We start from the raw sequence: 22,302 nt of genomic DNA, 5'->3' as shown, positions 1-22,302 counted from the left end.
TCCATCGCGTGCAGCGCAGGATGAGCGATCTACCGCTTAGCCACGCTGCGCAGTTGTTCCGCGAGAAGGCGTGCCATCGCTTCGACGATCTCCGCCCGGTGCTTGCCCGCCAGTGCCAGCGCGAGCTGTGATTCCATCAGACCGTACGGGATGCCCGTGTCGAATCGCTGCCCATCGACGGTGCAGGCTGCGTAGCTGCCCTTGAGCATCCGCGACCGCATGTATTCCTGCGCGTTGGTGAGCTGGATTTCATTTTTCTCACGGATGTTGTTTTTGATGTGATATTCGATCGACTCAAATATCGCAGGCGGAAAAACGTGCATCCCGAAGTGGCAGAGATACATCCCCGGCGGCAGATCGGACGAACGCAGATGCTGCGCGGCGTACTCGGCGGTCGGCTTTTCGTAAATCGCTTCCACCCGATAGATACCCTTGGCCGGATCGGTGATCGAACCTTTGATCGCGCCGAACTGCCCCAGTAGATTCGAGGGGGTCGCCTGCACAGCACTCATCGCCTCCATGCCGGCCGATTCATACTTGCGGATGAGTTGCGTCGCGCAGTTCCCCCCCTGCTCGGCAGCACTAATGTAAATGTGATCACCCAGCATGAGCAGGAAGGGATCATTACCCACGAACTTCCGGGCCTGATAGACCGCGTGACCGTAGCCTTCGGGTTTGTCCTGTGCCACGAAGCTGAGCCGCTGACCGAAGTCTTCCAGCTTTTTGCTCGCCTCGATCGCCCAATCTTTGCCTTTGAAGGCCTGGAGCGTTTCCTTGCTCATGCCCTTGAAATACTGGAGGTACTGCGCCTCCTCACCCGGTTGCGTGACGATGCAGATTTCCTCGACGCCCGCGTTGATCGCCTCCTCGCCGATGATCTGAATCACCGGCTTGGCAAGGCCGTCGGTATCGACAAGCGGGAACATCTCTTTCTGCATCGCACTGGAGGCAGGGTATTGACGGGTGCCGCGGCCAGCGGCCGTGATGACAGCCTTTTTGACTTTGCTCATAAGGACATCTCGTGACCGCTATGCGCGGCGCACGCCTTTCCGGGCTAACCAATTCTGAATGACCGGCTCGATCTGTTGGCGCAGGTTTTCGTTGGCGTAACCGCACCAGTGGACGCCGGTCTGCACATCCATTGGCGCATCGAGCGACGCACCGAACCCGTCCGTGAGTATCACCCCCGCCTGCTGCGCGACAAGCATCCCCGCGCAATCGTACGGGTGACATTCCAAGCCGCGAGCTACCGAAACACCCTGCGTTTCCAGGATGCGATAAAACAGCGGACGAAGATCGCAGCAGAACCGATCATGACCGAGCATCAACTCGATCATCTGCCCGCCGGTGGTCATGTATTGATCATCGAACACGCTGGCGTCACCCGGCTCGACTCGGCCCAGGACCGCAGCGGCGATGGTCTCCATCAGCTCGGACGCCAGGACTTTGGTGCCGGGGAAAAAATTGGCGACCTGAGCAAATCCGTGGCGGAGCGTGACGGCGCGGGAAGGCTGGATTTCGATCTCCGCAGGTTTGGTGCTGCGGTCGAGCGCGTAACGTGTCCCCGCCAGCAGCCCTTCGCCGCTGGCGACGTAACAATCCGCCAACGTCTGCTTTGAAACGGGCAACTCAACCATCGCCGAGGCGAACGCATCGCTCAGACGTGTCGCCTCACCGCGATCAGGTGCGACCGCAGCGAGAAACCACGCGCTGCGTTTGTCGTACATGATGTTCCGCGTGCCGTCGATGGGGTCGATGATGAGGCGATACCCCGCCGACGATGAAGCAGAGTTACGCGGCTCAAACCGTCGCCGGCCGTCCTGTCCCATTCCCTCGGCGATCAGCGTCAGCGGCTTGCAGTCGTCCGGCCACGCGTTGATCGCTGCTTCGATCACCGGCTCGACGTGACGATCAATGGAGAAAATCGTGTCGCCGCCCTCTTGCGCGACAGCCGTCGCCAGATCGTCTCCCGCCTGTCGCGCCTCCACGATGCGATCGCGCACCGCGATGCCCACCGCGGCCAGCCGCACGGTCCAGAGATTGGCGTTACTGGTACTCATCGCAGATCCTCGAAGGGGATCGTAACCGTGCCCATCGCAGCCGCGCCGGGGCTGCTGCCGGAAAACAACATCGTCCGCCGTCCGGTCTCTTTTTCATAACGCTCGCGCAGCGACATCACTTCGTCGCGCACTGTCGGCTCATCACGGCTCAGGATCGCCACTGTGCCGCCGCAGCCTCCGCCGGTGATCTTGGCTCCAAAAAACCCGCGCTGCGGACCAAGCTGTCGCACCATCGCCACGATCCGATCCGTCATCGCGTGACCGAGCTTCGCGCAGTCGCCATAGCTGGTGTGACTGGCGTACATGAGTTCGCCCGCTTCGCGCATAGCGGCATCGTCAATTCGCCCCTTCAATAGCTCGACAAACCGCGTCATACGTTCCATCTCGTAAACGTGATGATCCGTCGCAGCCTGTACCGCGTAGGCAGTCTCAGGCTTGACCGTGGTCACAGCGTCATTGGTCCGGCCGTATTGCCCAATGAAATCCCGGCCGAGCATCGTTGCCGGCAGTTGGTCACGGAAATCTCTGGTGTAGATATCGCGAGGGATGTTGGCCAGATGCACGTCACTGATGCGCGAAGCAAATCGGGTAGCGAGAATTTTTTGTCCTATGAATGCAGCAACGCGCGTATCCGTGTAGGGATCACCGCTGACCTCGTGCCGCACGCCGCTGTGGATGCCGACGAACGCATACCCGCGAGGAACCGTAACGGAGCCGATCATTTGTGCGGGCAGGCCGGCGGCGTCCGGCTGGCAGAGCAGCTCGACCAGTTTGCTCTCTTCGCCCAGGGCAGAAGTGACTTGATCCATGACGCCGCAGGGAGCACCGACGACGTGATTTTCCACGTACTGACAAGCCGCAGCGAGCTCCATCGGACTGAGCTTGATGGCCAAGGCGGCACTGAGGGCTGTCATGGTCGCAACCTCGACCGCCGCACTCGACGAGACGCCACCGCCGAGCGGAACATCGCTATCGACCAGGATGGACACGCCGGAAGGTTCCGCCCCGCGGTGCGCCACCAGCCACCACATGCAGCCCGCCACATAGCGGGCCCAACTCTGGTCGTCAGCAATGCGGGAGCGAAAAGTTTTCGCGTCTGAATCCCGCAAGGTTTGCGCGGATAATTCCAGCGTGCTGCCGATCTGGACCGTGCGGACGAGTAATTTGTCGTCCGTCCTGATCTGCACCGCAGCCGCGGCAGCCAGATCGAGCGGCATCTCGCAGACCCGCGAGCCGGAGTAGTCAGCGATGCCGCCCATCACATCGAGCCGGCCCGGCGCACGGGCGATCGTGATCGCCCCTTGCCCAAACAAGCCTGAAGCGCGCAGAGCATCACGCAGGCGTGGGACAGGAGGCGTGGAGAGAACCCGGAAATTACTCATGCGACCATCCAGCCGCATACGAAGTCGATTCGCATGCGGGGCTAAAAGACTAACGACTATCGGCCAGCTTTGCCCGGCAGGTCCGCACCCTTTGGTCTAACAGAACGATGGACATGACATGAGCGTTTTAAGAAATGGGAGCACGTGGATTCGAACCACGGACCGAGGAATTATGAGTTCCCTGCTCTAACCACTGAGCTATGCTCCCAAAATAACTCCCGAAAAAAATATTCCGAGACCGCACGGCGATTCCCGCAGCCACGGGTATCATCGCGCAGATGAAACTTTACACCAAGAAAGGCGACGACGGGCGAACCGAGCTGTTCGGCGGCCAAAGCGTAGGCAAAGATTCACTTCGTGTCGCTGTGTACGGGACGGTCGATGAGCTTAATTCCACACTGGGACTCGCAGCGGCGGTCTGCAAGCACGCGGAGATCAGCCAGGCTCTGGGCACGCTCCAAAATCGGCTGTTCGATCTGGGGGCTGACCTTGCAACACCGCGACAAGACGGCGACAAGAACAAACCTTCCGCGATTTCCCGCATCGACGAAACACACGTCACACAGGCGGAGCGGATGATCGATGCAGCCTGCTCAAGGCTGCCGGAGATGCGACAGTTCATTCTTCCCGGCGGCTCCGAGGTCGCAGCGAGATTGCACGTCTCGCGCGCGGTCTGCCGTCGTGCAGAGCGAGAATGTGTCACCCTGTCTAAACAGGAAGACCTCGGCCCGTGGATTACGATCTATCTCAACCGCGTCGGCGATCTGCTTTTTGCTCTCGCACGGCGAGCGAACCAGCTCGACGGCCTGCCCGATGTGCCGTGGCAAAAAACCTGAACCGGTAAGTTCATCAATCTCACACGGCAATTTCGCCGACGGATCCGTCCGCCGGTTAACGCTCCGGCGCGATCGCATTCAGGTCCAGCCAGAATCCTTCGCTTACAACCGGTCCTGGCGCCGGCCGCTTACGCAGTTGACGGACGATCGTGGCCATAGGTTCATGCAAAGGCGCGGTGAATCGCACCCGCTGTTGCGTGATCGGATGAGTGAACTCCAGCAGTGCCGCGTGCAGGGCTGGATGAGCGATCAACAGGTCCGCCCGACCGGCTGCGTCACTTTCGATGCGTTGCCCCTCTGTCTTTTCCCGCGCAAAGGTGGTGAACCGTCGGCGGGCAGCCATGGGCGTCGGCGGCTCGTCGAGGCTTGCGTGAAAGATCGGCTCGCCGCCGTAGAGCACGTCTCCGATAATCGGATGGCCGACATAGGACAGATGCACGCGGATCTGATGTGTCCGGCCGGTCTTGAGTTCCAATTCGACCAGTGAATAGCCCTGATACTGCTCACGTACACGGAAGAGCGTCAGTGCGTGCTTGCCCGCGCTGTCATGTCGCACCGCGCAGGCTTCCCGGATCGTCGGATGTTTGCCCAGGGGTTGCTCGATCGCGCCGCCGACTTCATCAAAGTTGCCGTGAACGATCGCCAGATACGACTTGAGCGTCGAACGGTCCTCGAATTGCCTGGCGATCTGCCAGTGTGCCTGATCGGACTTGGCAACGACGATGACGCCGGTTGTGTTTTTATCGAGTCGGTGAATGATGCCGGGGCGGAACTCCTGTGCCCCGACGCTGCTGAGTCCCTCGACATCACCGCTAGGCTCGAACTCAGCCCTGGGGGATTTCGCCGGCTGAAATCCGCGTGTCGTGCGTGACTCGTACCTGCCGCCGCGTTCCTCGACCTGCTGCTTGAAGCGGTAGGCCAGCCCGTTGATCAAGGTTCCAGAGAGATTGCTGCGTGCGGGATGAACGATGAGGTTTGCCTGCTTGTTGAGCACGATGAAGTGCTCATCCTCATAAAGAACGTCAAGCTGGATCGGTTCCGGCTCGATGCGGCGTGATGCGACCGGCGGGAGGATCACGTCGATCACATCACCGCTGCGGATGACCGTGCTGGCTTTGGGAGCTTTGCCGTTGACGGTGACGCCCCCCAGGTCGATGAGTGCCTGCACCTTGTTACGGCTGATGCCTTTGAGGCGATTCTGGAGATAGCGATCGAGCCGGCTGCGGATGTCGTTACGAATGGTGAACTGCCGATGATCCGGGCCGTCGGACGACACGTCGCCGCCGGCTTCTTCCGCATCAATGTCTGTTTCTTCGCTCTCGAAATCGTCGGGTTCAGCGGGCATGTTGAACGACGCGGAAATCTGTCAAAGCCCTGAACCGATGACCTCGACCGGCCTGGGCTTGGGCTATTTCGATTGATCGTTTGCCGAGTGAGGCTGCGTCTGCGCAGATGAAGTCGATTGCGTCGTCGGTTCAGTCGCGGCTTGTGTCGTCGGCGGAGAGACATCCGCTGCGAAAGCCGGAGTTGTCTTGAGGCTTTCCAGCCGCGACGCCCGCGCTTCAGCCTGAGACTTGATCGAGGTGTATTCGCCCGCCTGATTTTCAACGGAAGTGTACCACTGCTCGGCGGCGGCCCAGTCACGCTCAGCCTCGGCGACGGCGGCTAGTCCAAGCATCGCGTTGAGCTTATACACCGGCGAAATGCCCTGGAGCTTTGTCACTTCCAGGTACATCTGTTTCGCTTCTTCGATGTTGCCGGCAGGTCGGGTCGCCGGCTGCGTGGTGTCAGGCGACTGAGGCGGCTGGGGAATCGACACCCGGGCAAGCTCGACATCCGCACCGCGCAGATACGCCAGAGCTTTAACCTCAGCAATTTCATACTCACGGGCGATGGCGCGGAAACTGTCGGGGTCGGCTGCGCTGGCGACTTCATTCCATGCGTCGAGGCGCGTCCGAGTCTTGCTGATCGAGTACCACCGCACCGCCAATGCGATCGCAGCAACGGCCAGCAGCACCCACAACAACATCGAGCCGTACTTGGTGAACCACTCCCTGGTGCGGAAGCTGAACTCAAGGAGGTCGTTCTGATCGAGATCTTCGCGATGCTTGTGATCCATGCTGCCTCAGATGCCTTGAATGAAGTAAGCGTTGATGTCGAGTTTAGTGGCTCACTGCGCCAGCGGCAAACGATCACACTGCGCGCAGCAGCGATTCAAACGTCCGCCATCACGTCCGGGGAGTGCGTTATCTTTCCACGAAGCGGTGATGATGTTGCAAGGAACTTTCCATGCTCTTATGCTGTCCCGCCTTAGTCGCGGACGGCGAGGAGAAGGACGCTCTTTCGTCAAAATCACGACTATCAGGATGGCGTCGGGGCCGCTCGCCCAGACGATCGGCTATGCAGTATGGGATCTATATCGCGTCGGTGGTCGGGGCTCTGGCGCTGGTGTTAATGATGCCTCGCCGTGGGTACAACCCGCGGTGGATGGGCGCGATCCTGGGTGCCGCCGCCCTGGGCGGGCTTTGGCTATTCCTGGCGCGATTCCTGCCCGATCAACTGGGTATCTCCCACGCCGGGATGGCGTACTACTACATCTTCTCGGCTCTGGCGATCGCCTCGGCAGTGCGCGTCATCACCCACCCCAAGCCGGTTTTCTCCGCTCTCTGGTTCATCATGCTCGTCTGCGCCACGGCGGGTCTTTTTATCATCCTCAGTGCTGAGTTCATGGCCTTTGCCATGGTGATTATCTACGGCGGGGCGATCCTGGTGACTTACGTTTTTGTCATCATGCTCGCGGCACAGTCGGAGGAAGGCGACACGGAATCGGCTGAACCGATGGAGTACGACTCGGTCGCCCGTGAGCCGGTGGCGGCGATCGCGGCGGGATTTCTCCTGCTGGCCGTGCTGCTTTCGGTGATGTTCAGCACCGCCCCCGCGACACGATCCGGCTCGCCCAGCGATGCGGAGATGATCGCGCACATGCTGCCTCGCCGGGCGAATGCGGAACTGGAACGCCGCACCGCGGGCACGAAAAACGCGGAGAGCGTCCGCCGCCTCATCGAGGAACGGGGAGACGCTGACCAGTTATCCAATGTCGAACGTGTGGGTCTGGACCTGTTCCGCAGCCATCCGCTGAGCCTCGAACTGGCGGGCGTGATCCTGCTGGTGTCGCTGGTCGGCGCAGTGGTGATCGCACGCAAGCGTGTCGAAACCCCAGCGACGGCTGGACGCTCCCCCGCGGTTGCAGGCCCCAATGAAGCTGCCGGCCGCGAGCCGGGGCCGCAGGATCACGAGACTTTGGACTCGATCCAGACCTCCAGCGGCGGACGAGCCGGATAATCGACGAGATCAAGATGCAAGGCGTACTCGACAACCTGACTCTCGCTCACTTTCTCCTCACCGGGGCGGTTCTCTTTGTGCTGGGGCTGGTGGGATTTCTCACCCGGCGGAACCTGATCGTGATGTTTCTCTGTACGGAAATGATGTTTCAGGGCGTCGCGGTGTCACTGGTTGCGTTCAGCAAATATCACGGCAACGACACGGGGCAGACGTTCGTTATTTTTGTGCTGACGATCGCCGCCGCCGAGGCTGCGCTGGCGCTGGGTCTGGTCGTGCTGCTGTTCCGGCGGCGAAGAACGCTGGACGCCGATGCGTGGTCTGAGATGAAGGGATGAGCCGTTGAGAGGATCGCCGACCGGGTAAGGTCGTCCGTCCGCAATCTGGGCAAACTAAATGGATCTTTCCGTCGCGAAATACATTCCTTGGCTGCCTGCGATCTCCGCGGTGCTCTGCGGCGTTTGCTGCACGAGCAAATCACTGCGCAAACTCGCGGCCCCGATCACCATCCTGGCGATCGCAGCGGGTTTTCTATTGGCGTTTCTCACACGCGGCAGCTTGGGTGAAAGCGATCATCAGATCGTGCCGTTTTTTGAATGGATCGAGGTTGGCGGCTTTAAGGCCAACTTTTCCTACTACTTCGACTCGCTCACCTTCGTGATGCTTTTCGTGGTCTGCGGCATCGGTACGCTCGTCGCCATCTACGCTTCGGGGTACATGTCGGGCGACCGCGGCTATGCGCGATTTTTCGCAGGTGTCAGCCTGTTCATCTTTTCGATGACCACGCTGGTCATGGCGGACAACCTCGCGCTGCTGTACCTGGGCTGGGAAGGCGTCGGGTTCTGCTCCTATCTGCTGATCGGCTACTACTACGACAAACCCACGGCCTTTGCTGCCGCCAAGAAAGCGTTCATCGTCAACCGCATCGGTGACGTCGGCTTCGCCATTGGTATTTTCCTCACCTTTCAACGCTTCGGCTCCGTGCAATACACCCAGATCATGGAGCAGGCCCGTCATGTAAGCCCCAACAGTGATTGGATGGTCACGGCCATCCCTTTCCTCCTGATGCTCGGTGCCTTCGGCAAGTCGGCGCAACTGCCGCTGTATGTCTGGCTGCCCGACGCCATGGAAGGCCCGACGCCCGTCTCGGCACTGATCCACGCGGCGACCATGGTCACGGCCGGCGTCTATATGATCGCCCGCCTGCTGCCGCTCTTTGTGCTCTCGGAATACGCACTGCCTGTGGTGGCGTGCATCGGGGCTGCCACCGCCATCTTTGCCGCGACCATCGCGCTTTGTCAGTACGACATCAAACGCATCTACGCTTACTCGACGATCTCGCAGTTGGGTTACATGTTCCTGGGCGTCGGTGTGCTCTCGACGGTCGGCGGCGTGTTTCACCTTTTCACCCACGCATTTTTCAAGGCATTGCTCTTCCTCACGGCCGGCTCGGTGATGCACGCACTGGCCGGTCAGCTCGACCTGCGGAAGATGTCCGGTCTGCGCAAAAAGATGCCGGTGACGTGCTGGCTGATGTTTGTCGGCTGTCTGGCACTGGCGGGCTTCCCCTTCATGGCGGGCTTTTACAGCAAGGACATGATCCTCGCAGCGGCCATGGCCAAAGGACTCGGCGAGCACGGCCAGACGCTCTACCTCATGCTGGGAATCGTCGGACTCGTCACCGCGTTCCTCACCGCGTTTTACACCTTCCGCCTCTGGTTCCGCGTGTTCACAGGGCCTGAGTCGTTTGAGATGGGCCATGAACATCACGGAGCGGACGGCCATGACGCCCACGCACCGACCCACGCCCACGGCGCGACGACCGACGCTCACCCTCAGGAGATCACCGTCGAACATCATCACGAGCCGCACGAGATGCCGTGGCTGATGAACGCCCCGCTGCTCATCCTCGCCCTGGGTGCGATCGCGGCAGGTTACTGGGCGGAACACTCCGGCTGGATCGAGCACATGGTGAATCACTCGACGGCCGCAGTCGCCAGCCATGCGGAGACGGGCGGCGAGCACCACGGCCCCTTACTCTTTGGACGCGATCTGCACACGATGATGATGGTCATCAGCAGCGTCATCGCGGTTGCCGGCATCCTGCTGGCGGCATACTTCCATCGCATCAACCGTGGCGCCGCGGATCGTGTCGCCGCCGCCAACCGCAGCATCGTCCGCCTGCTGGAAAACAAGTACTGGATCGACGAGCTTAACGAATCGCTGATCCGCAAGCCGCTGCATCTGCTGGGTGATCTGCTCTTTATCTTCGACTCATTGATTATTGACGGGATCGTCAGCCTCGTCGGCCTGGTACCTCGGCTGCTCGGTCAGGGCGCACAGCCCGCGCAGCGCGGCGTGCTCCAGGGCTACGGGCTGGGTATGGCATTCGGGATTGCTGCGGCGGTACTGGTGATTTTGATGCTGGTCTGGTGATTTAACACGCCGGATAACCGGCTCTACGCGAAGAGTCTTCATGGATTGGCTGGCTAAATATCTGCTCCCTCTGCTGGTACTTCTGCCGCTGCTCGGCGGCATCGCCATCGCATTCCTGCCCCGCGGCAGGGAATCGACCGCGCGAAGCTCCGCGCTCTTCTGGTCGCTGCTGACTTTTGCGCTGTCAGTCCTGATGGCCTGCCGATTCAATTACAGCACCGACGGCAGCTTTGACCCCAGCGCGGTCATGCAGTTCGACAGCAGCATCACCTGGGTTCCCAGCTTCGGCTTGAGCTTCGGATTTGGCATCGACTCGCTTTCACTCTGGCTGGTGCTGCTGACGACGTTCCTGATGCCGATCGTCATTCTCGGTTCGGCGACGGCACTGAGCGACGCGGTCAAGCCCCGCGTCAAAGAGTATTACCTCTGGCTGCTGATCCTCGAAGCGGCGATGGTCGGCACGTTCGTCGCCACCGACCTGGTTTTCTTCTACATCTGCTTCGAGTTCACACTCATCCCGCTCTACTTCCTCATTGGCATCTTCGGTTCGACGCAGCGGCTCAAGGCAGCAAGGGTATTTTTCCTCTACACCTTCACGGGTTCAATGCTGACCTTCGCGGGAGTGCTTTACGTCGCGTGGTTCAACACGACACTCGACCCCGTGATCTTTCAGGGGGCTGGTGCGTGGACGTTTGATATCCATACGCTTTACGGTGCTGCAAGGCAGATGTCGGACACGCAGCAGATGTGGGTGCTGCTGGCCCTGCTGGCGGGTTTCGCGGTGAAGGTACCGCTGTTCCCGGTCCACACGTGGCTGCCGCTGGCACACACCGAGGCCCCCACCGCAGGCTCGGTCATCCTCGCGGGTGTGCTGCTGAAGCTGGGAACTTACGGACTGCTCCGTTTTGCCATCCCCATGACACCCGTCGCGGCGGTCAAGGCGGCCCCATACATCGCGACGTTCGCCATCATCGGCATCCTCTACACCGCGTTGGTCTGCTGGGTTCAGAAAGACATCAAGAAACTCATCGCCTATTCGTCGGTCTCGCACCTGGGCTTCTGCGTCCTGGGGATGTTCGCGATGAACCGCATCGGAATCGGCGGGTCCGTGCTTTACATGATTAACCACGGCCTCTCGACCGGCGCATTGTTCATCTGCATCGGCATCCTCTATGAGCGATTCCACACCCGCGAAATGGCGCAGATGTCCGGCCTGGCGCGAGTCATGCCCGTCTGGGCGTTCTTCATGGTGTTCTTCTGCTTCGCCAGCGTCGGCCTGCCCGGACTCAATGGCTTTGTCGGTGAGTTCCTCACGCTGCTAGGCGCGTTCACTTCGCAGCAGGTGCTTGGTCGTCCCTATGCCGTCATCGCGACACTGGGAATGATCCTTGCCGCGATCTACATCCTCTACATGGTCGGCCGTGTCGTGTGGGGTCCGCTGAAAATTCCCGCCGCACACGGGCACGAACACGGCGGACACGATCACGGTCACGGTCACGCGCATGTGAAGGATCTGAACGGCCGCGAGATTGCGACCCTGCTCCCGCTGGCGGTCGCCTGTCTCTGGCTGGGTCTGTTCCCCACGCCGATCCTTCGCACCATCGAGCCTGTCTCTGATCGGCTCACCGCGCCGGTGGCGGCTATCGTCGATCCCGACCGCTTGCAGGGCGGCACCAACATCAAAGTGATCGACGCTGACTTGTCCGTCATGCTCAACCCGCAAAGCGAAATTCCGAAAGCCCCGAAAGCACCGGAAACTCCAGGGGCGTCGGATGCGCCGAAGCACTCGGATGACTCGGAACCCCTGAAAGCTCCGGCTCTCCCCGAAGCGGTGGAGGGTATGGAATGAACATGCTCGACAAAATTGCCGGCATCTGGCCTGAAATCGCATTGCTGATCGGCGCGGTGATTTCGATGCTCCTGGGGCTGTCCCGCTCGGTGAGAGTCCGCCGCGCGATGGTATGGATCGCGGGGCTTTCGCTGGTCGCGGCTGCAGCGCTGGTGGCCTGCCGCCAGATGCACCTTCACACCTCGCCGGACGTGTCCGCTCCGGGGATCGCGGCTCTGGCGGGCACTTCCATGACCGCGTTTGTCAAGCTCATCGTCTGCTTTGTGGGACTCATTCTCCTGCTCATTGCTGCGTCCGTGCCCGATGAGTTGACGCTGACGGCCGGCATCGAATCGGGGCGTGACAATTTCGACTCCAGCCTCGTGATGCGCGGCGAGTTCTACGCTTTCTTCCTGTTCAGCCTCGCGGGGGTGATGCTTTCGGCTGGTGCGAGCGACCTGATCTGGCTGTTCCTGGCGTTGGAGCTGACCAGCCTGCCGACCTACGTCATGGTCGCTACGTCGCGCGACCGAATCAGAGCGCAGGAAGCGGGAGTGAAGTATTTCTTTCTCGGCGCACTGGCGGCGGCGGTATTCCTCTATGGCTTCGCATTGATCTACGGCGCGACGGGGCAGACGGAGTTCGGTGCGATCCGTGAAGTGATCGCCCGGGACGGACTCAACGCACTGGGATTGACCGGCTTTGTTCTGGCGCTGGTCGGCATCTCGTTCAAGATCGCTGCCTTCCCGATGCACTTCTATGCGGCTGATGTTTACGAAGGCGCACCGACGCCGGTGACCGCTTTCCTGGCTTTCGTACCCAAGACGGCGGGCTTCGTCTCGATCATCATCCTGCTGTCGCTGCTTCCGGCTGCCGGCGGGCTGCCACACGAAATCTCGTGGCTCATCTGGATCGTGGCGGCGGCAACGATGACCGTCGGTAACGTGCTCGGCCTGCTCCAGAGCAACGTCAAGCGAGTGCTGGCATACAGCTCGATCGCCCATACCGGGTACATGCTCGTCGGCCTGCTCGCGCTGCACGCCAACTCCAACGATCCGGTCGGTAACGGTGCTGCTGCGATCCTGTTCTATCTCGTCGCGTACGGTCTGGCGACCAGCGGAGCCTTCGCGGTACTCGGATCGCTCCAAACACGCGGGGAGGAATCGCAGACCTTTGACGACATCTCCGGCCTCTCGGCGCGGAACCCCGGTCTGGCGTCGATCATGCTCATCTCCGTCCTCTCGCTCATCGGCCTGCCGCCGCTGGTCGGCTTCATCGGCAAGATTTATCTCTTCGGCTCCGCCATCGCTCACTCCAGCGACCATCCTGAATACGTCTGGCTGGTCGTCATCGCTGTAATCAACAGCGCGATCTCCGCGGTGTACTACCTCCGCATCGTCGGGGCGATGTTCTTCGGCCAGGCGACGGCGGAGACGACCGCCCGCCCCGGCTCGGCGCGTCGCATCGGCGCGGCTGTCGCGGCGATCGGCGCGCTGGTTCTGGGTGTCGCCGGCGGACGGTTTGTCGATGCGGCTCGTGATGCCACACGGACGACGCCGACGACTACCGCTGTCAAAGCACCCGCTGCTCCGCTGGCGCAGTCCCGGTAAACATTCCAACGTAATCTCGCATCCAGCGGCACGCTCAGGCTGCGCAGGTGTTGGCTTGCGGCCTGCTGGTCCGCGACCGATGATGCCACGAGATCGTTTCCCCGCACCCGGAGATTCGTACCATGACTCAGCGAACCCTCTCCACCGTTTGCCTGCTCCTCGCATTGTTGACCCTCGCTCTGCCGACAAGAGCGTCGATCGATCCGGCAAAAATCCCGCTCTTTCAATGGCGGGCACGCATCACCTCGACCGGCGGTGCTGCACCGGCTGCTGACAAAAAGTTTTCCTTCTCCCTCACCGGCGTGGAAGGCTCGGTCGCGACAACCGGCGACGCATGGAGTGCGTGGACCGCATTCACCCGTGCAAACGCTGCCACCTCCGTCGGTCAACACATCTATCCCAATGTGTACATGAACGACTTCCCCCTGGTGCTGCACCTGGGCATCCCCGGCGCGGCTGATCCGACCCTCGTCGAAGCGGAGATCAAGTTCGACGGCAGCGACACGGCAATCCCGCTTTCAGGCGATCTTTTTACCGGCGACCTGGGCGTGATGATTTACAAGGAAGGCGACACCCCCAAAGCGGCGACGATGGCGACCTACAACCATCGCTACTGGAAAGCCTTCGAGGGTGCGCCGGGGAAACGGCCTCAGAAGTTTTTTATCGTGGACCGATTCATCGGCGGCGACGGTGATCGTCGCAACTGGAACGAAGGAATTCACGAGCTGTCTCTGGGCGGTTTCAACGGCATCATGCTGCCCTCCAATAAGCTGATACGCGAAATGCTGCTGACCACGGGAAACCGCCGTACCGCCTGGGCGGTTTACAGCCCGCCGGGATACGTTTTCGATTACGACCCCAAGCAGGCGACCGATCTGACCAAGTGGGCGCAGGATCAAGCCAAGCCGTACCTCAGCGCCGGTTACGACGCCAAAGACATGGCAGTTTTTGCGATGGGTGACGAGCCGGGGTGGTACTACCCCGCGACGTTCAAGCAGCTCGAAGCCAACGACAAGGCAATGACGCGGTTCCACAATTACATGCGGGAACATCTCCAGGCGGATGGCATCGCGCCGCATCAGGTGAACGCGACAAACTGGGAAGAACTCAAACCCATCGGCCGCAGTGCCGCCAAGGATCTGCCGACCAAAAGGCTGTTCTACTGGACGATGCGCTTTTTCGCGTGGGACTCGTCACGCTATTACGCCGAAGCGTCCAAAGCTCTGGAAGATGCGTTTTATCCAGGACTGCCGACCTTCACGAACTGGAACTTTTTCGCCGGGCGGCTCTATGTTCCCGGCCCAGTGGCAAACAACGCGGACAAGACCAGCCCCGACGCGGCTATGGGTGGACAGGACTGGTTTGAGTTCGCACGCATGAAGGGCGGCCAGTGCCTGTGGACAGAGGACTGGTTTCATGACAGTCAGGCGTGGCAGTGGTCGTTTTACTGCGCCAAGCTGCGCTCGGCGGCAGTGCTGAGCGGTATCGAGTTCGGCGGTTATGTCATTCCCCGTACCGCGGGCGACCGTACCGACGGCATCCTTCAGAAAATTATCACCATCGCCGGCAGCGGCGGTAAGGGCATCAAATATTTTGTCTTCGGCCCCGAATACAACTTCCCCGGCAACTGCTACTCGGAAAACGTGAAAGTGCTGCCCAAGATGGCCGAGGCGCACGCGATGATCGCCGACGCGGAAGAACTGCTCTATCCCGGACGCCGACCGCGGGCACAGGTGGCGATCCTCATGCCCCGCAGTGCGCAGATGTGGGACGAGATGAACGAACCGATTGCGAAAGTCATCTCCGACGCGACAAACACCAATCTCAATGCCGGCACCGTCGATTACATGGCTGAGATTTTCGACCTCTACACCGCCCTGCAGCACGCCAACATCCCCGTTGACTTTCTTGATGAAGATTCGATGAACGAAAAAGAACTGGCTCCCTACAAGGTGCTCTACGTCACCGAGCCGGATGTCCCCGTCGAAGCGCAGCAGCAGATCGGCGAATGGACTCGCAAAGGCGGAACGCTGGTGACATTCCCCGGTGCGGCAAAGTATGACCGCTACCACGAATCATCCGAGGTGCTCAGCAACATCACGGGGCTGCGTGAGTCAGCTTATTCACGGATGCTGATGCGCAATCTCTCGACGCTCCATGCGGTCGGAGTCGGTAAGGGTGAACTGGGCGACTTCACCGCGATCGGCAAGCGGTCAGATATCGACGAGACCGACATGATGATCGGCGCGAAGTTCAACGATGGCCGCCCGGCGATCGCCCGACGCAATGTCGGCCGGGGCGAAGTGATTCACTACACCTGGTGGCCGGGGATTTCCTACGCCGCGACGCCCAAGGAGAAAAAGGACGGCCTGCCCGTCGGCTGGTCCGAGTCGATTCGACGCTGGATCGTCTTTCCGACACAGAAGGCCGGAGTAATCCGCCCGGTCGAGACCAATCGCGCACTGGTCGAAACGCCGCTGCTGTTATCCGACGGCGGCGCGGTGGTGACCATCCTCAACTGGACCGGCGAGCCGATTGAAAAGCTGGAGCTGACGGTGCGTCTGCCCTTCGATGTCAAGTCGGTCACCAGCGTCAAACAAGGCGCGGTGAAGTTCAAGCGCAGCGGTGAGGAGGTGAAGTTCACCCTGCCGGCGGGATCGGCAGATTTTGTTTTGATCCACAGGAAGTGATGATTTTGCGTATCGGCCAAAGCGCACCGACGAGGCATAGCAGCAGCAGCGGGACGACGCTGACCGCCATTCCGGATGTTGTTCCGCCGGTGAAGTGCCCCAACCATGCTCCGATGAGTCCGAACGCCGGCCCGATCGCAAAGCCGCTGCCGACGAGACTTTCGTGGGCACTGCCTGACTCGACCGAAGCGTTGGCGACGACCATCGCGTAATAGAGGGCAGCGTAATAGGCCATCCCCGCCGCCAGACCGAAGATGACCTGCCCCACGATGATCGCCGGCAGATTTTTACCAAAGAGCATCAGACAAAATCCCACCGGCAGGCCGACGGCGGCGTACACCAGCACATCAGTACGCCCGTGCCAGCGCGGCGTGCGCTGAAGCCCGAAGAATGAAATCGCTCGGACGATGTCCACGAAGCTCGCCAGCGTCGTGGCGACGGCGACCTTAAACCCAAGACTTTCAAAAATACTCGGCCAGAGTGGAACAATCAGGAACAGCAGAATGTAACTCGCCAGCATCGACCACCGGCTCGATAAGGTGAGCAGACGCAGGCGGCGGATTTCATCCTGACCGGGGCGGGCCTGATGGTCGTGCGGCAGATGCTGCGGTCGGCTTTCCAGCGGCATCAGCATCGCAATGCTGACGCAGTTCACCAGCACCGCCAGGAGAAATACTGATCCCCCGCTGGGCAGTCCCGTCCACGTGTGCCAGGTTTTCCAGCCGATGAGCGGGCCGGCGATCCACATCGCCATCGGAACTGATAAAGCCCATGAAACATTGAACTTCCCCACCGCATCGGCGGTTTGACGGGCGTCACGCCCCGCGCTGACGTAGCTCTCAATCAATGGCCACTTCGCCCCGGTCACATAAAAAAGCAAAAAATTACTCGCCAGAAATACCGGCATGTAAATCGTCGCCGTCAGCGACAAGTGGCAGATGATGTGCCCCACGAGGATGCCTGTCAGCAGCGTCTTTTCCGCGTATTTGTGCGTCAGACGATGGACGGACATCGCGCCCAGGACGTAGAAGACGCCGTTACCCAGCGCCAGCCACAGGTTTTGAACGTCGTTGAATCCAAGCTGTGCCTGACTGTAAAAATAAACGCCTCGCTCGACGAGGACCGTGACGAGACTCTCGAAAAACGTAAGGATGATAAGGATGGCAAGGCTGTTCATGAGGCGGAGAGTCTAATCAATACCGCCATCCGACACATCCATAAAAACCAGTTCCGCGACGACAGCCCTAGGCAATAACTCCGTGATCGACCGCACCTCGCACAGGTGTCGCGGTCATGATCGACGCTGAAGCAGCGATGCTTGTTTGATCCGCTTGACGCGCCACACATGCCATACCTGAACAGCACCCCATGCGAAAATGAGCAATGCGATGACGGCAAAGATGGCGTAGATCGGCTGATGAAATCGCTCCGCTGCGCGGTCGGCGAAACGCTCAAACATACCCGGTGCCGGCGTGACGACGGTGCCATCGGGCAACGTCGTCACTTCACCCGCAGGCCCCAGAACCTGATCCTTAACCGCCAGCACGACACCGACGCCCGCAGCCGTGGCGAGCACCTTCGGATGGTGTTCGAGAAACTCAAGGACCGCGCGAGGCGAGCGCGAAATCTTGGCCAGTATCTCGGAACGCTGAGTCGGCACGAGCTTTGCGATATCGTCGCTGTGACGTGCGAGGATCATGGCTTGATCGTCGCTGAGCCTCATGCCCAGCTCAATTCCGTCCTTGCCCAATTGATCGACGAGTTTGGTGCCGATACCGGGATGACGGGCTGCGACCTCCGCAGCTTCTTTGCCGTAGGTCGTAACAAGCCGCGTCATCAACTCCGGCTCGCGTCGCGCTGCGAGGATTGCAGGGCGAAGCGCATCTTTAGGAATTTCCTCCAGCACGCTGACCCACCTTGCCGGCGCACGGTCGATCACACGCAGGGCATCGACTCCCTGCGACCGCGCGATCAGCACCGCCCGCTCCGCGAGAGACTCGCCCCCTTCCCTGACGGCTTTTTCCAATACTTCTCGCACCGCCCCTTCACCGCCGAAACGCACAATGTCTTCCGCTGCTTCCTTGCCTCCCTTTTCGATGATGGCTTCAATCAGCTCGCGTGCTGCGACTTTCACTGCCGACCCCTGCGCCAGGACCGGCCGGCAAATGATCCCCAGCAGAATCACCGCAACGACTGCGACGACGGATGGATTAGATAACCGGAGCATGGGGAGGTGACTTCGACGTGCACTGGAACTCTGCGCGTACATAGAGCGAGTGGTGGCTGCCATTTTTTCTGTGTCGAACGGCTGCGATGGTTTGTTCATTGCACAGCCTCCTTGTTTACTCGCGCGAGTATCGCAGTACGTTGAACGCGCTGATTGAGCTGGATCGATTGAGCCAGCGCCTGCCGCAATCCGCCGCGGGAGTCGTCATCTTCGAGTCCGTCGATAAGCGTTTTTTCCATGCGGTCCAGATACGCGTGACACTCGCCGGCCAGTTTTTCCTCGAATTGCGCGGTCATCCACCAGTCAACCGCCACACCTACCGCAAGCCCCACGCCAATACCGATCGCTGTCCCGACCGGCCCGACGGTACTGCCTCCGGTGCCACCCAGCGCAGCACCGGTAACGGTCGCACCTGCGCCGGCGCTGCTGGTCACGGCTGCATCGGCTGCCATGTAGGTCACAAGTCTGGCGAGGAGTTGATACGCCACACGGCGGGCGATTTCTTCAGCGGCTGCACTGGAGGCAAACACCACGATGCCGGATGTGATCGTGTTGACGCTGGCATCCGACGCCAGTGATTTGATCTGGCGGTCCAACTCACGATCGAAAAGTCCCATGTCGATTTCGCGCAACTCGATCGGCGCATCGCCGGCACGGATGGCGGCACTAACCCCGACAAAAAGCTCGTTGCGATTGGCGGCCAGATCGCTGCGGAAATCGGCGATGACCTGCGTCACCGCATCACGCAGCGACTCCTCTGAGAGCACCTGCGCCTGGAACTTTTCCGAGATGTAGTCGCGTACCGAATCCGCCTGCTGTGAATCTCCCCACAGCCCGTTCCAGACATCCCGCGTCTTTCTGCCGACGACACCAAACCGCGTCGTCCAGCTTGATACGTCCTCGACAAAGGGATCAACGCCCTCGTGAAAAGTCTGGAATCGCTCGTGTAGCGAGTCGATTGCCCGATCCACTGCAGCGCGATCACGTCCGGCGGATATGGTCAGCAGCGGGTCGATCTCCCGCCGGATAAACCGTTGAATCTCCTCATCGTGCTGCGCGGCGTTCAGCTTGCCTGCCAGCGCTGCTGCGCTTGCCGTGGACGGTCCCGGCTTTGTCCGGGCGGTCCACAGCAGTGCCAGAGCCATCACCAGTGCGACGACCATCGCCGCCACGCCGGCAATGAGCCGAGGATGACCGGCTGGAACAGCACGGGATATTTTCTGTGCGTCCATCTTGAAATTATCGACCAAGGACCAGCCGCAAGTGTAGGCAGCTGAATTTCACATTTCCTTGGTAAACAGGCTGTCGATTCGGCGGAAGCAGCGGATGCGGATGCAGTCTGAGAGCACCCGAAAACGGGATTGTGGAGAACGTGAGCCAACACCCGTAGCTGCCGTTGCTTGACGCTCCGCGATGCCAGAGATAGATTTCACATCACGCGGCACCCCCCTTGGAGTCACGCATGCCCCTATCGCGACGCTGGTTACTGAGTCTTTCGACGGCCCTGCCCTTGATCTTCTTTGGACCAGTACGGGCCGATGAAGGTGACGCCGGCCTTAACGCAGCCGAACCGGCTGAAGCCATGCCTGCGGAAGCGGCCGAGGCTGCACCGGAAGCAACACCCGCCGAAACTGCGGCGGACAACAAGGACGCGGCTCCCGCTGCCGAGGAGGCGCCGCCGGCTAAGGCCAGCTCGCGTGACACCGCCACCGAGCCTAAAGCTCTCTGGTCCGACTTCAATCACTACGTCCGCATCGCACGCCCCGATCTGGCGCAGGCCACCGGCGAAGCGCTGCTCAAGGCGGTGGATGAACAGCAACTCCTCGATGTCGTCGAGAGCGGCGATTACCGCGACTATGAAAAGACGCTCATCATCGCCTCGAAGATTGAGTCGCTGCGGGAATTGAGCGATCAGATCGCGGGCAAGATTCAGGCTGCCCGTGTCGGCCGCGCCCGTGACCCGAAACGGATCATCGCGGACATCACGAGCCTCGCCGAAGGCGAGCGTGCAAACGTCAACGCGACAGCCCGTCTCAAGGCTGCCGGTCAGTACGCCGCTCCCGCCCTGCTCCAGACATTGCTCGATGAAAAACAGAGCCGGCTGCACCCGTACGTTTTGACAGCCATGGTGTCACTGGGTCGCTCGGTCGTTCAGCCGTTATCGGTCGCGTTGCCGAGCCTCGGCCCGGTCGCGCAGGGACAGGTCGCACAGGTTCTCGCGGAGATCGGTTATCCCCGCGCGATGCCATACCTGAAAGAAGTCAGCGAAAATCCCAAGACGGATCCAAGCGCGAAGAAAACGATCGACGCAGCATTTCAGCAGATTGCTAAGACCGCTGATGTGCCGGAAAACGTCAGTGCCGCTGAACTTTTCCTCACACTGGGTCAAAACCACTACGCTGCGGGCAGCCGCGGCGACAAAGGCTCCAGTGATGCGGGCGAAGGCAAGGCGCTGATCTGGACCGATGACACGCTGGCGGGGCTGGTGCCGATCCCGATTCCCAACGAGATTTACCACGACGTGCTGGCCATGCGTGCCGCCAAGACCGCCCTTTCGCTCAACCCGCAGATGGATGCGGCCTTGAGCCTCTGGCTGGCGTCCAATCTCCGCCGTGAAAACCACCTGCCGGCCAAGGCAGTTGATCTCAGCTACGACCCGAATATGAGGCCGCCCGCGTATTACCTGGAGATGGCTGGCCCGCTGCGCCAACACGATGTGCTGGCACGCGCACTGGAGGACAACGACTCGGCTTTGGCTCTCGACGCCATTGACGCCCTGCGTAAGACGGCAGGAACCGATGCACTCATCAACCGTGAAGGCACGGTACAACCGCTGCTGCGGGCGTTGTCATTCCCCGATCGCCGCGTGCGATTCGAGGCAGCTTTCACGATGGCCAATGCCCAACCGAAGAATGAATTTCCCGGCGTCGATCGCGTTGTCCCCGTGCTGGCTGAGGCACTGCGTCAGAGCGACAGCCAATCGGTGATGGTCGTCGCCTCCGACCGCGACGCTGCAAACAAACTCGTCTCCGACCTCAAAGAGGCGGGTTTCCAAGCCTTCGGCGGCACCACGCTCAATGAGGTAATCGACACGGTCAACTCCGGACCGGGCGTGGATCTGGTCATCGCTGATCAGGATCTGGCCGGCATCGAAGGCCTGCGTCGCGATCTGTCGCAGAACTACAAGCTCTCGTCCGCTCCGATGATTGCCATCGTTTCGGCGGGTGATCAGATTGAGTTGAATCGCCGCTACGATCAGGACCGCTCGATCACCACCGTCGTGCGTTCATCGGGTAACGACAATCTCAAGAAAGCGATTGACGACACGGCAAAGAAATCGGCCGGTGCGCCCATGACCCCCGACGAGAGCAAGCACTACGCTCTGACCGCACTGAACATCCTGGGTGAAATCGCTCGCGGCGGTTCGCCGTTGTTCAAGGCGTCCGACGCGCAAAGCTCGCTGATCGACGCTCTGACCGACAAGCGGGCGGAAGTGGTGACCGGCGCAGCTCAGGTGCTCGCCCGCCTTCAGACGCCTGACGCTCAGCAGGCGATTGCGGAGACCGCCCTCAACGCCTCTCAACCAGAAGAGATACGCGTGGCTCTGCTCGGCTCCCTGGCGGAGTCGGCGACGCAGATCGGTAACCATCTGGGTGAAGTTGCACTGGGCAAACTTCTCGATCTGGTCAAGACCAGTCAAGGCCCTCTGGCCATCGCCGCAGCCCGGGCGCACGGTGCGTTGACACTGCCGACATCGAACCTGGTACCGTTGATCGTCAAGGATTGACGCTGCCTCGATGGGAAAATGTGCGTCGATTCGACGAGTCACGCACGGGTTGAGACAACGATAAAAAGGCACGGGCCGCCGGGTTTACCCGACGGCCCGTTTCCATT

16 protein-coding genes and 1 tRNA gene are annotated in these 22,302 nt (G+C 60.7%); 8 read left to right on the top strand and 9 right to left on the bottom strand.

What is annotated here, in order from left to right:
* Positions 1–29: 29 nt before the first annotated feature.
* The 4 genes from IT444_07815 to IT444_07800 form a co-directional block, all read right to left on the bottom strand.
* A complete protein-coding gene (locus IT444_07815) occupies positions 30–1,010 on the bottom strand; it encodes a hypothetical protein (GenBank protein ID MCC7192671.1) in 981 nt (326 codons plus the stop codon).
* A gap of 18 nt (positions 1,011–1,028) precedes the next feature.
* Positions 1,029–2,060 (bottom strand): hypothetical protein, encoded by a 1,032-nt coding sequence (locus IT444_07810; GenBank protein ID MCC7192670.1) that lies wholly within the window; start codon positions 2,058–2,060, stop codon positions 1,029–1,031.
* On the bottom strand, positions 2,057–3,442 hold the full coding sequence (locus IT444_07805) for a hypothetical protein (protein MCC7192669.1): 1,386 nt from the start codon (positions 3,440–3,442) through the stop codon (positions 2,057–2,059). The genes IT444_07810 and IT444_07805 overlap by 4 nt, the downstream gene beginning before the upstream one ends.
* 135 nt (positions 3,443–3,577) lie before the next feature.
* Positions 3,578–3,650: transfer RNA gene (locus IT444_07800), tRNA-Ile, on the bottom strand.
* A 70-nt stretch (positions 3,651–3,720) separates the two neighbouring features.
* Between IT444_07800 and IT444_07795 the strand changes: the two genes are divergently transcribed.
* A complete protein-coding gene (locus IT444_07795) occupies positions 3,721–4,278 on the top strand; it encodes a cob(I)yrinic acid a,c-diamide adenosyltransferase (protein MCC7192668.1) in 558 nt (185 codons plus the stop codon).
* A 55-nt stretch (positions 4,279–4,333) separates the two neighbouring features.
* Here IT444_07795 and IT444_07790 read toward each other — a convergent pair whose 3' ends face one another.
* Together IT444_07790 and IT444_07785 are read right to left on the bottom strand one after the other, a co-directional pair.
* Positions 4,334–5,623, bottom strand: a complete 1,290-nt coding sequence (locus IT444_07790) for an RluA family pseudouridine synthase (GenBank protein MCC7192667.1) — start codon at positions 5,621–5,623, stop codon at positions 4,334–4,336.
* 63 nt (positions 5,624–5,686) lie between these two features.
* Positions 5,687–6,397 (bottom strand): hypothetical protein, encoded by a 711-nt coding sequence (locus tag IT444_07785; GenBank protein MCC7192666.1) that lies wholly within the window; start codon positions 6,395–6,397, stop codon positions 5,687–5,689.
* Between the two features lie 170 nt (positions 6,398–6,567).
* On the opposite strand from IT444_07785, the gene IT444_07780 reads away from it, so the two are divergent.
* The 6 genes from IT444_07780 to IT444_07755 all read left to right on the top strand — a co-directional run bounded on the left by IT444_07780 (position 6,568) and on the right by IT444_07755 (position 16,181).
* Positions 6,568–7,620, top strand: a complete 1,053-nt coding sequence (locus IT444_07780; GenBank protein ID MCC7192665.1) for an NADH-quinone oxidoreductase subunit J — start codon at positions 6,568–6,570, stop codon at positions 7,618–7,620.
* Between the two features lie 14 nt (positions 7,621–7,634).
* The gene (gene nuoK / locus IT444_07775) at positions 7,635–7,955 is read left to right on the top strand and encodes an NADH-quinone oxidoreductase subunit NuoK (protein MCC7192664.1); all 321 of its coding nucleotides are present in this window, start codon (positions 7,635–7,637) and stop codon (positions 7,953–7,955) included.
* Between the two features lie 58 nt (positions 7,956–8,013).
* On the top strand, positions 8,014–10,053 hold the full coding sequence (gene nuoL, locus IT444_07770; protein MCC7192663.1) for an NADH-quinone oxidoreductase subunit L: 2,040 nt from the start codon (positions 8,014–8,016) through the stop codon (positions 10,051–10,053).
* A 40-nt stretch (positions 10,054–10,093) separates the two neighbouring features.
* Entirely contained in the window at positions 10,094–11,902 is a 1,809-nt protein-coding gene (locus IT444_07765) for an NADH-quinone oxidoreductase subunit M (protein ID MCC7192662.1), read from the top strand.
* Positions 11,903–11,904: 2 nt separating this feature from the next.
* On the top strand, positions 11,905–13,491 hold the full coding sequence (locus tag IT444_07760; protein MCC7192661.1) for an NADH-quinone oxidoreductase subunit N: 1,587 nt from the start codon (positions 11,905–11,907) through the stop codon (positions 13,489–13,491).
* Positions 13,492–13,613: 122 nt separating this feature from the next.
* Entirely contained in the window at positions 13,614–16,181 is a 2,568-nt protein-coding gene (locus IT444_07755; GenBank protein MCC7192660.1) for a beta-galactosidase trimerization domain-containing protein, read from the top strand.
* On the opposite strand, the gene IT444_07750 is transcribed toward IT444_07755, so the two are convergent.
* From IT444_07750 to IT444_07740, 3 genes are all read right to left on the bottom strand, one after another.
* Positions 16,132–17,358: a hypothetical protein gene (locus IT444_07750; GenBank protein ID MCC7192659.1), complete on the bottom strand. Its 1,227-nt coding sequence runs from the start codon at positions 17,356–17,358 to the stop codon at positions 16,132–16,134. The two genes, IT444_07755 and IT444_07750, sit on opposite strands and share 50 nt — an antisense overlap.
* A gap of 114 nt (positions 17,359–17,472) precedes the next feature.
* Positions 17,473–18,507 carry a hypothetical protein gene (locus IT444_07745; protein ID MCC7192658.1) on the bottom strand — a complete coding sequence of 345 codons (1,035 nt, stop codon included), beginning with the start codon at positions 18,505–18,507 and terminating at the stop codon, positions 17,473–17,475.
* On the bottom strand, positions 18,504–19,640 hold the full coding sequence (locus tag IT444_07740; protein MCC7192657.1) for a hypothetical protein: 1,137 nt from the start codon (positions 19,638–19,640) through the stop codon (positions 18,504–18,506). Before IT444_07740 ends, IT444_07745 begins: the two co-directional genes overlap by 4 nt.
* Before the next feature lie 230 nt (positions 19,641–19,870).
* Here IT444_07740 and IT444_07735 point away from each other — a divergent pair, with 230 nt between their 5' ends.
* Entirely contained in the window at positions 19,871–22,195 is a 2,325-nt protein-coding gene (locus IT444_07735; protein ID MCC7192656.1) for a hypothetical protein, read from the top strand.
* The last annotated feature ends 107 nt before the right edge of the window (positions 22,196–22,302 follow it).

Source organism: Phycisphaeraceae bacterium (assembly GCA_020851465.1).
Taxonomy (GTDB): Bacteria; Planctomycetota; Phycisphaerae; order Phycisphaerales; family Phycisphaeraceae; genus JADZCR01.
Note: the sequence above shows the minus strand (reverse complement) of the source record. Positions and strands in the feature narration are given on the sequence as shown.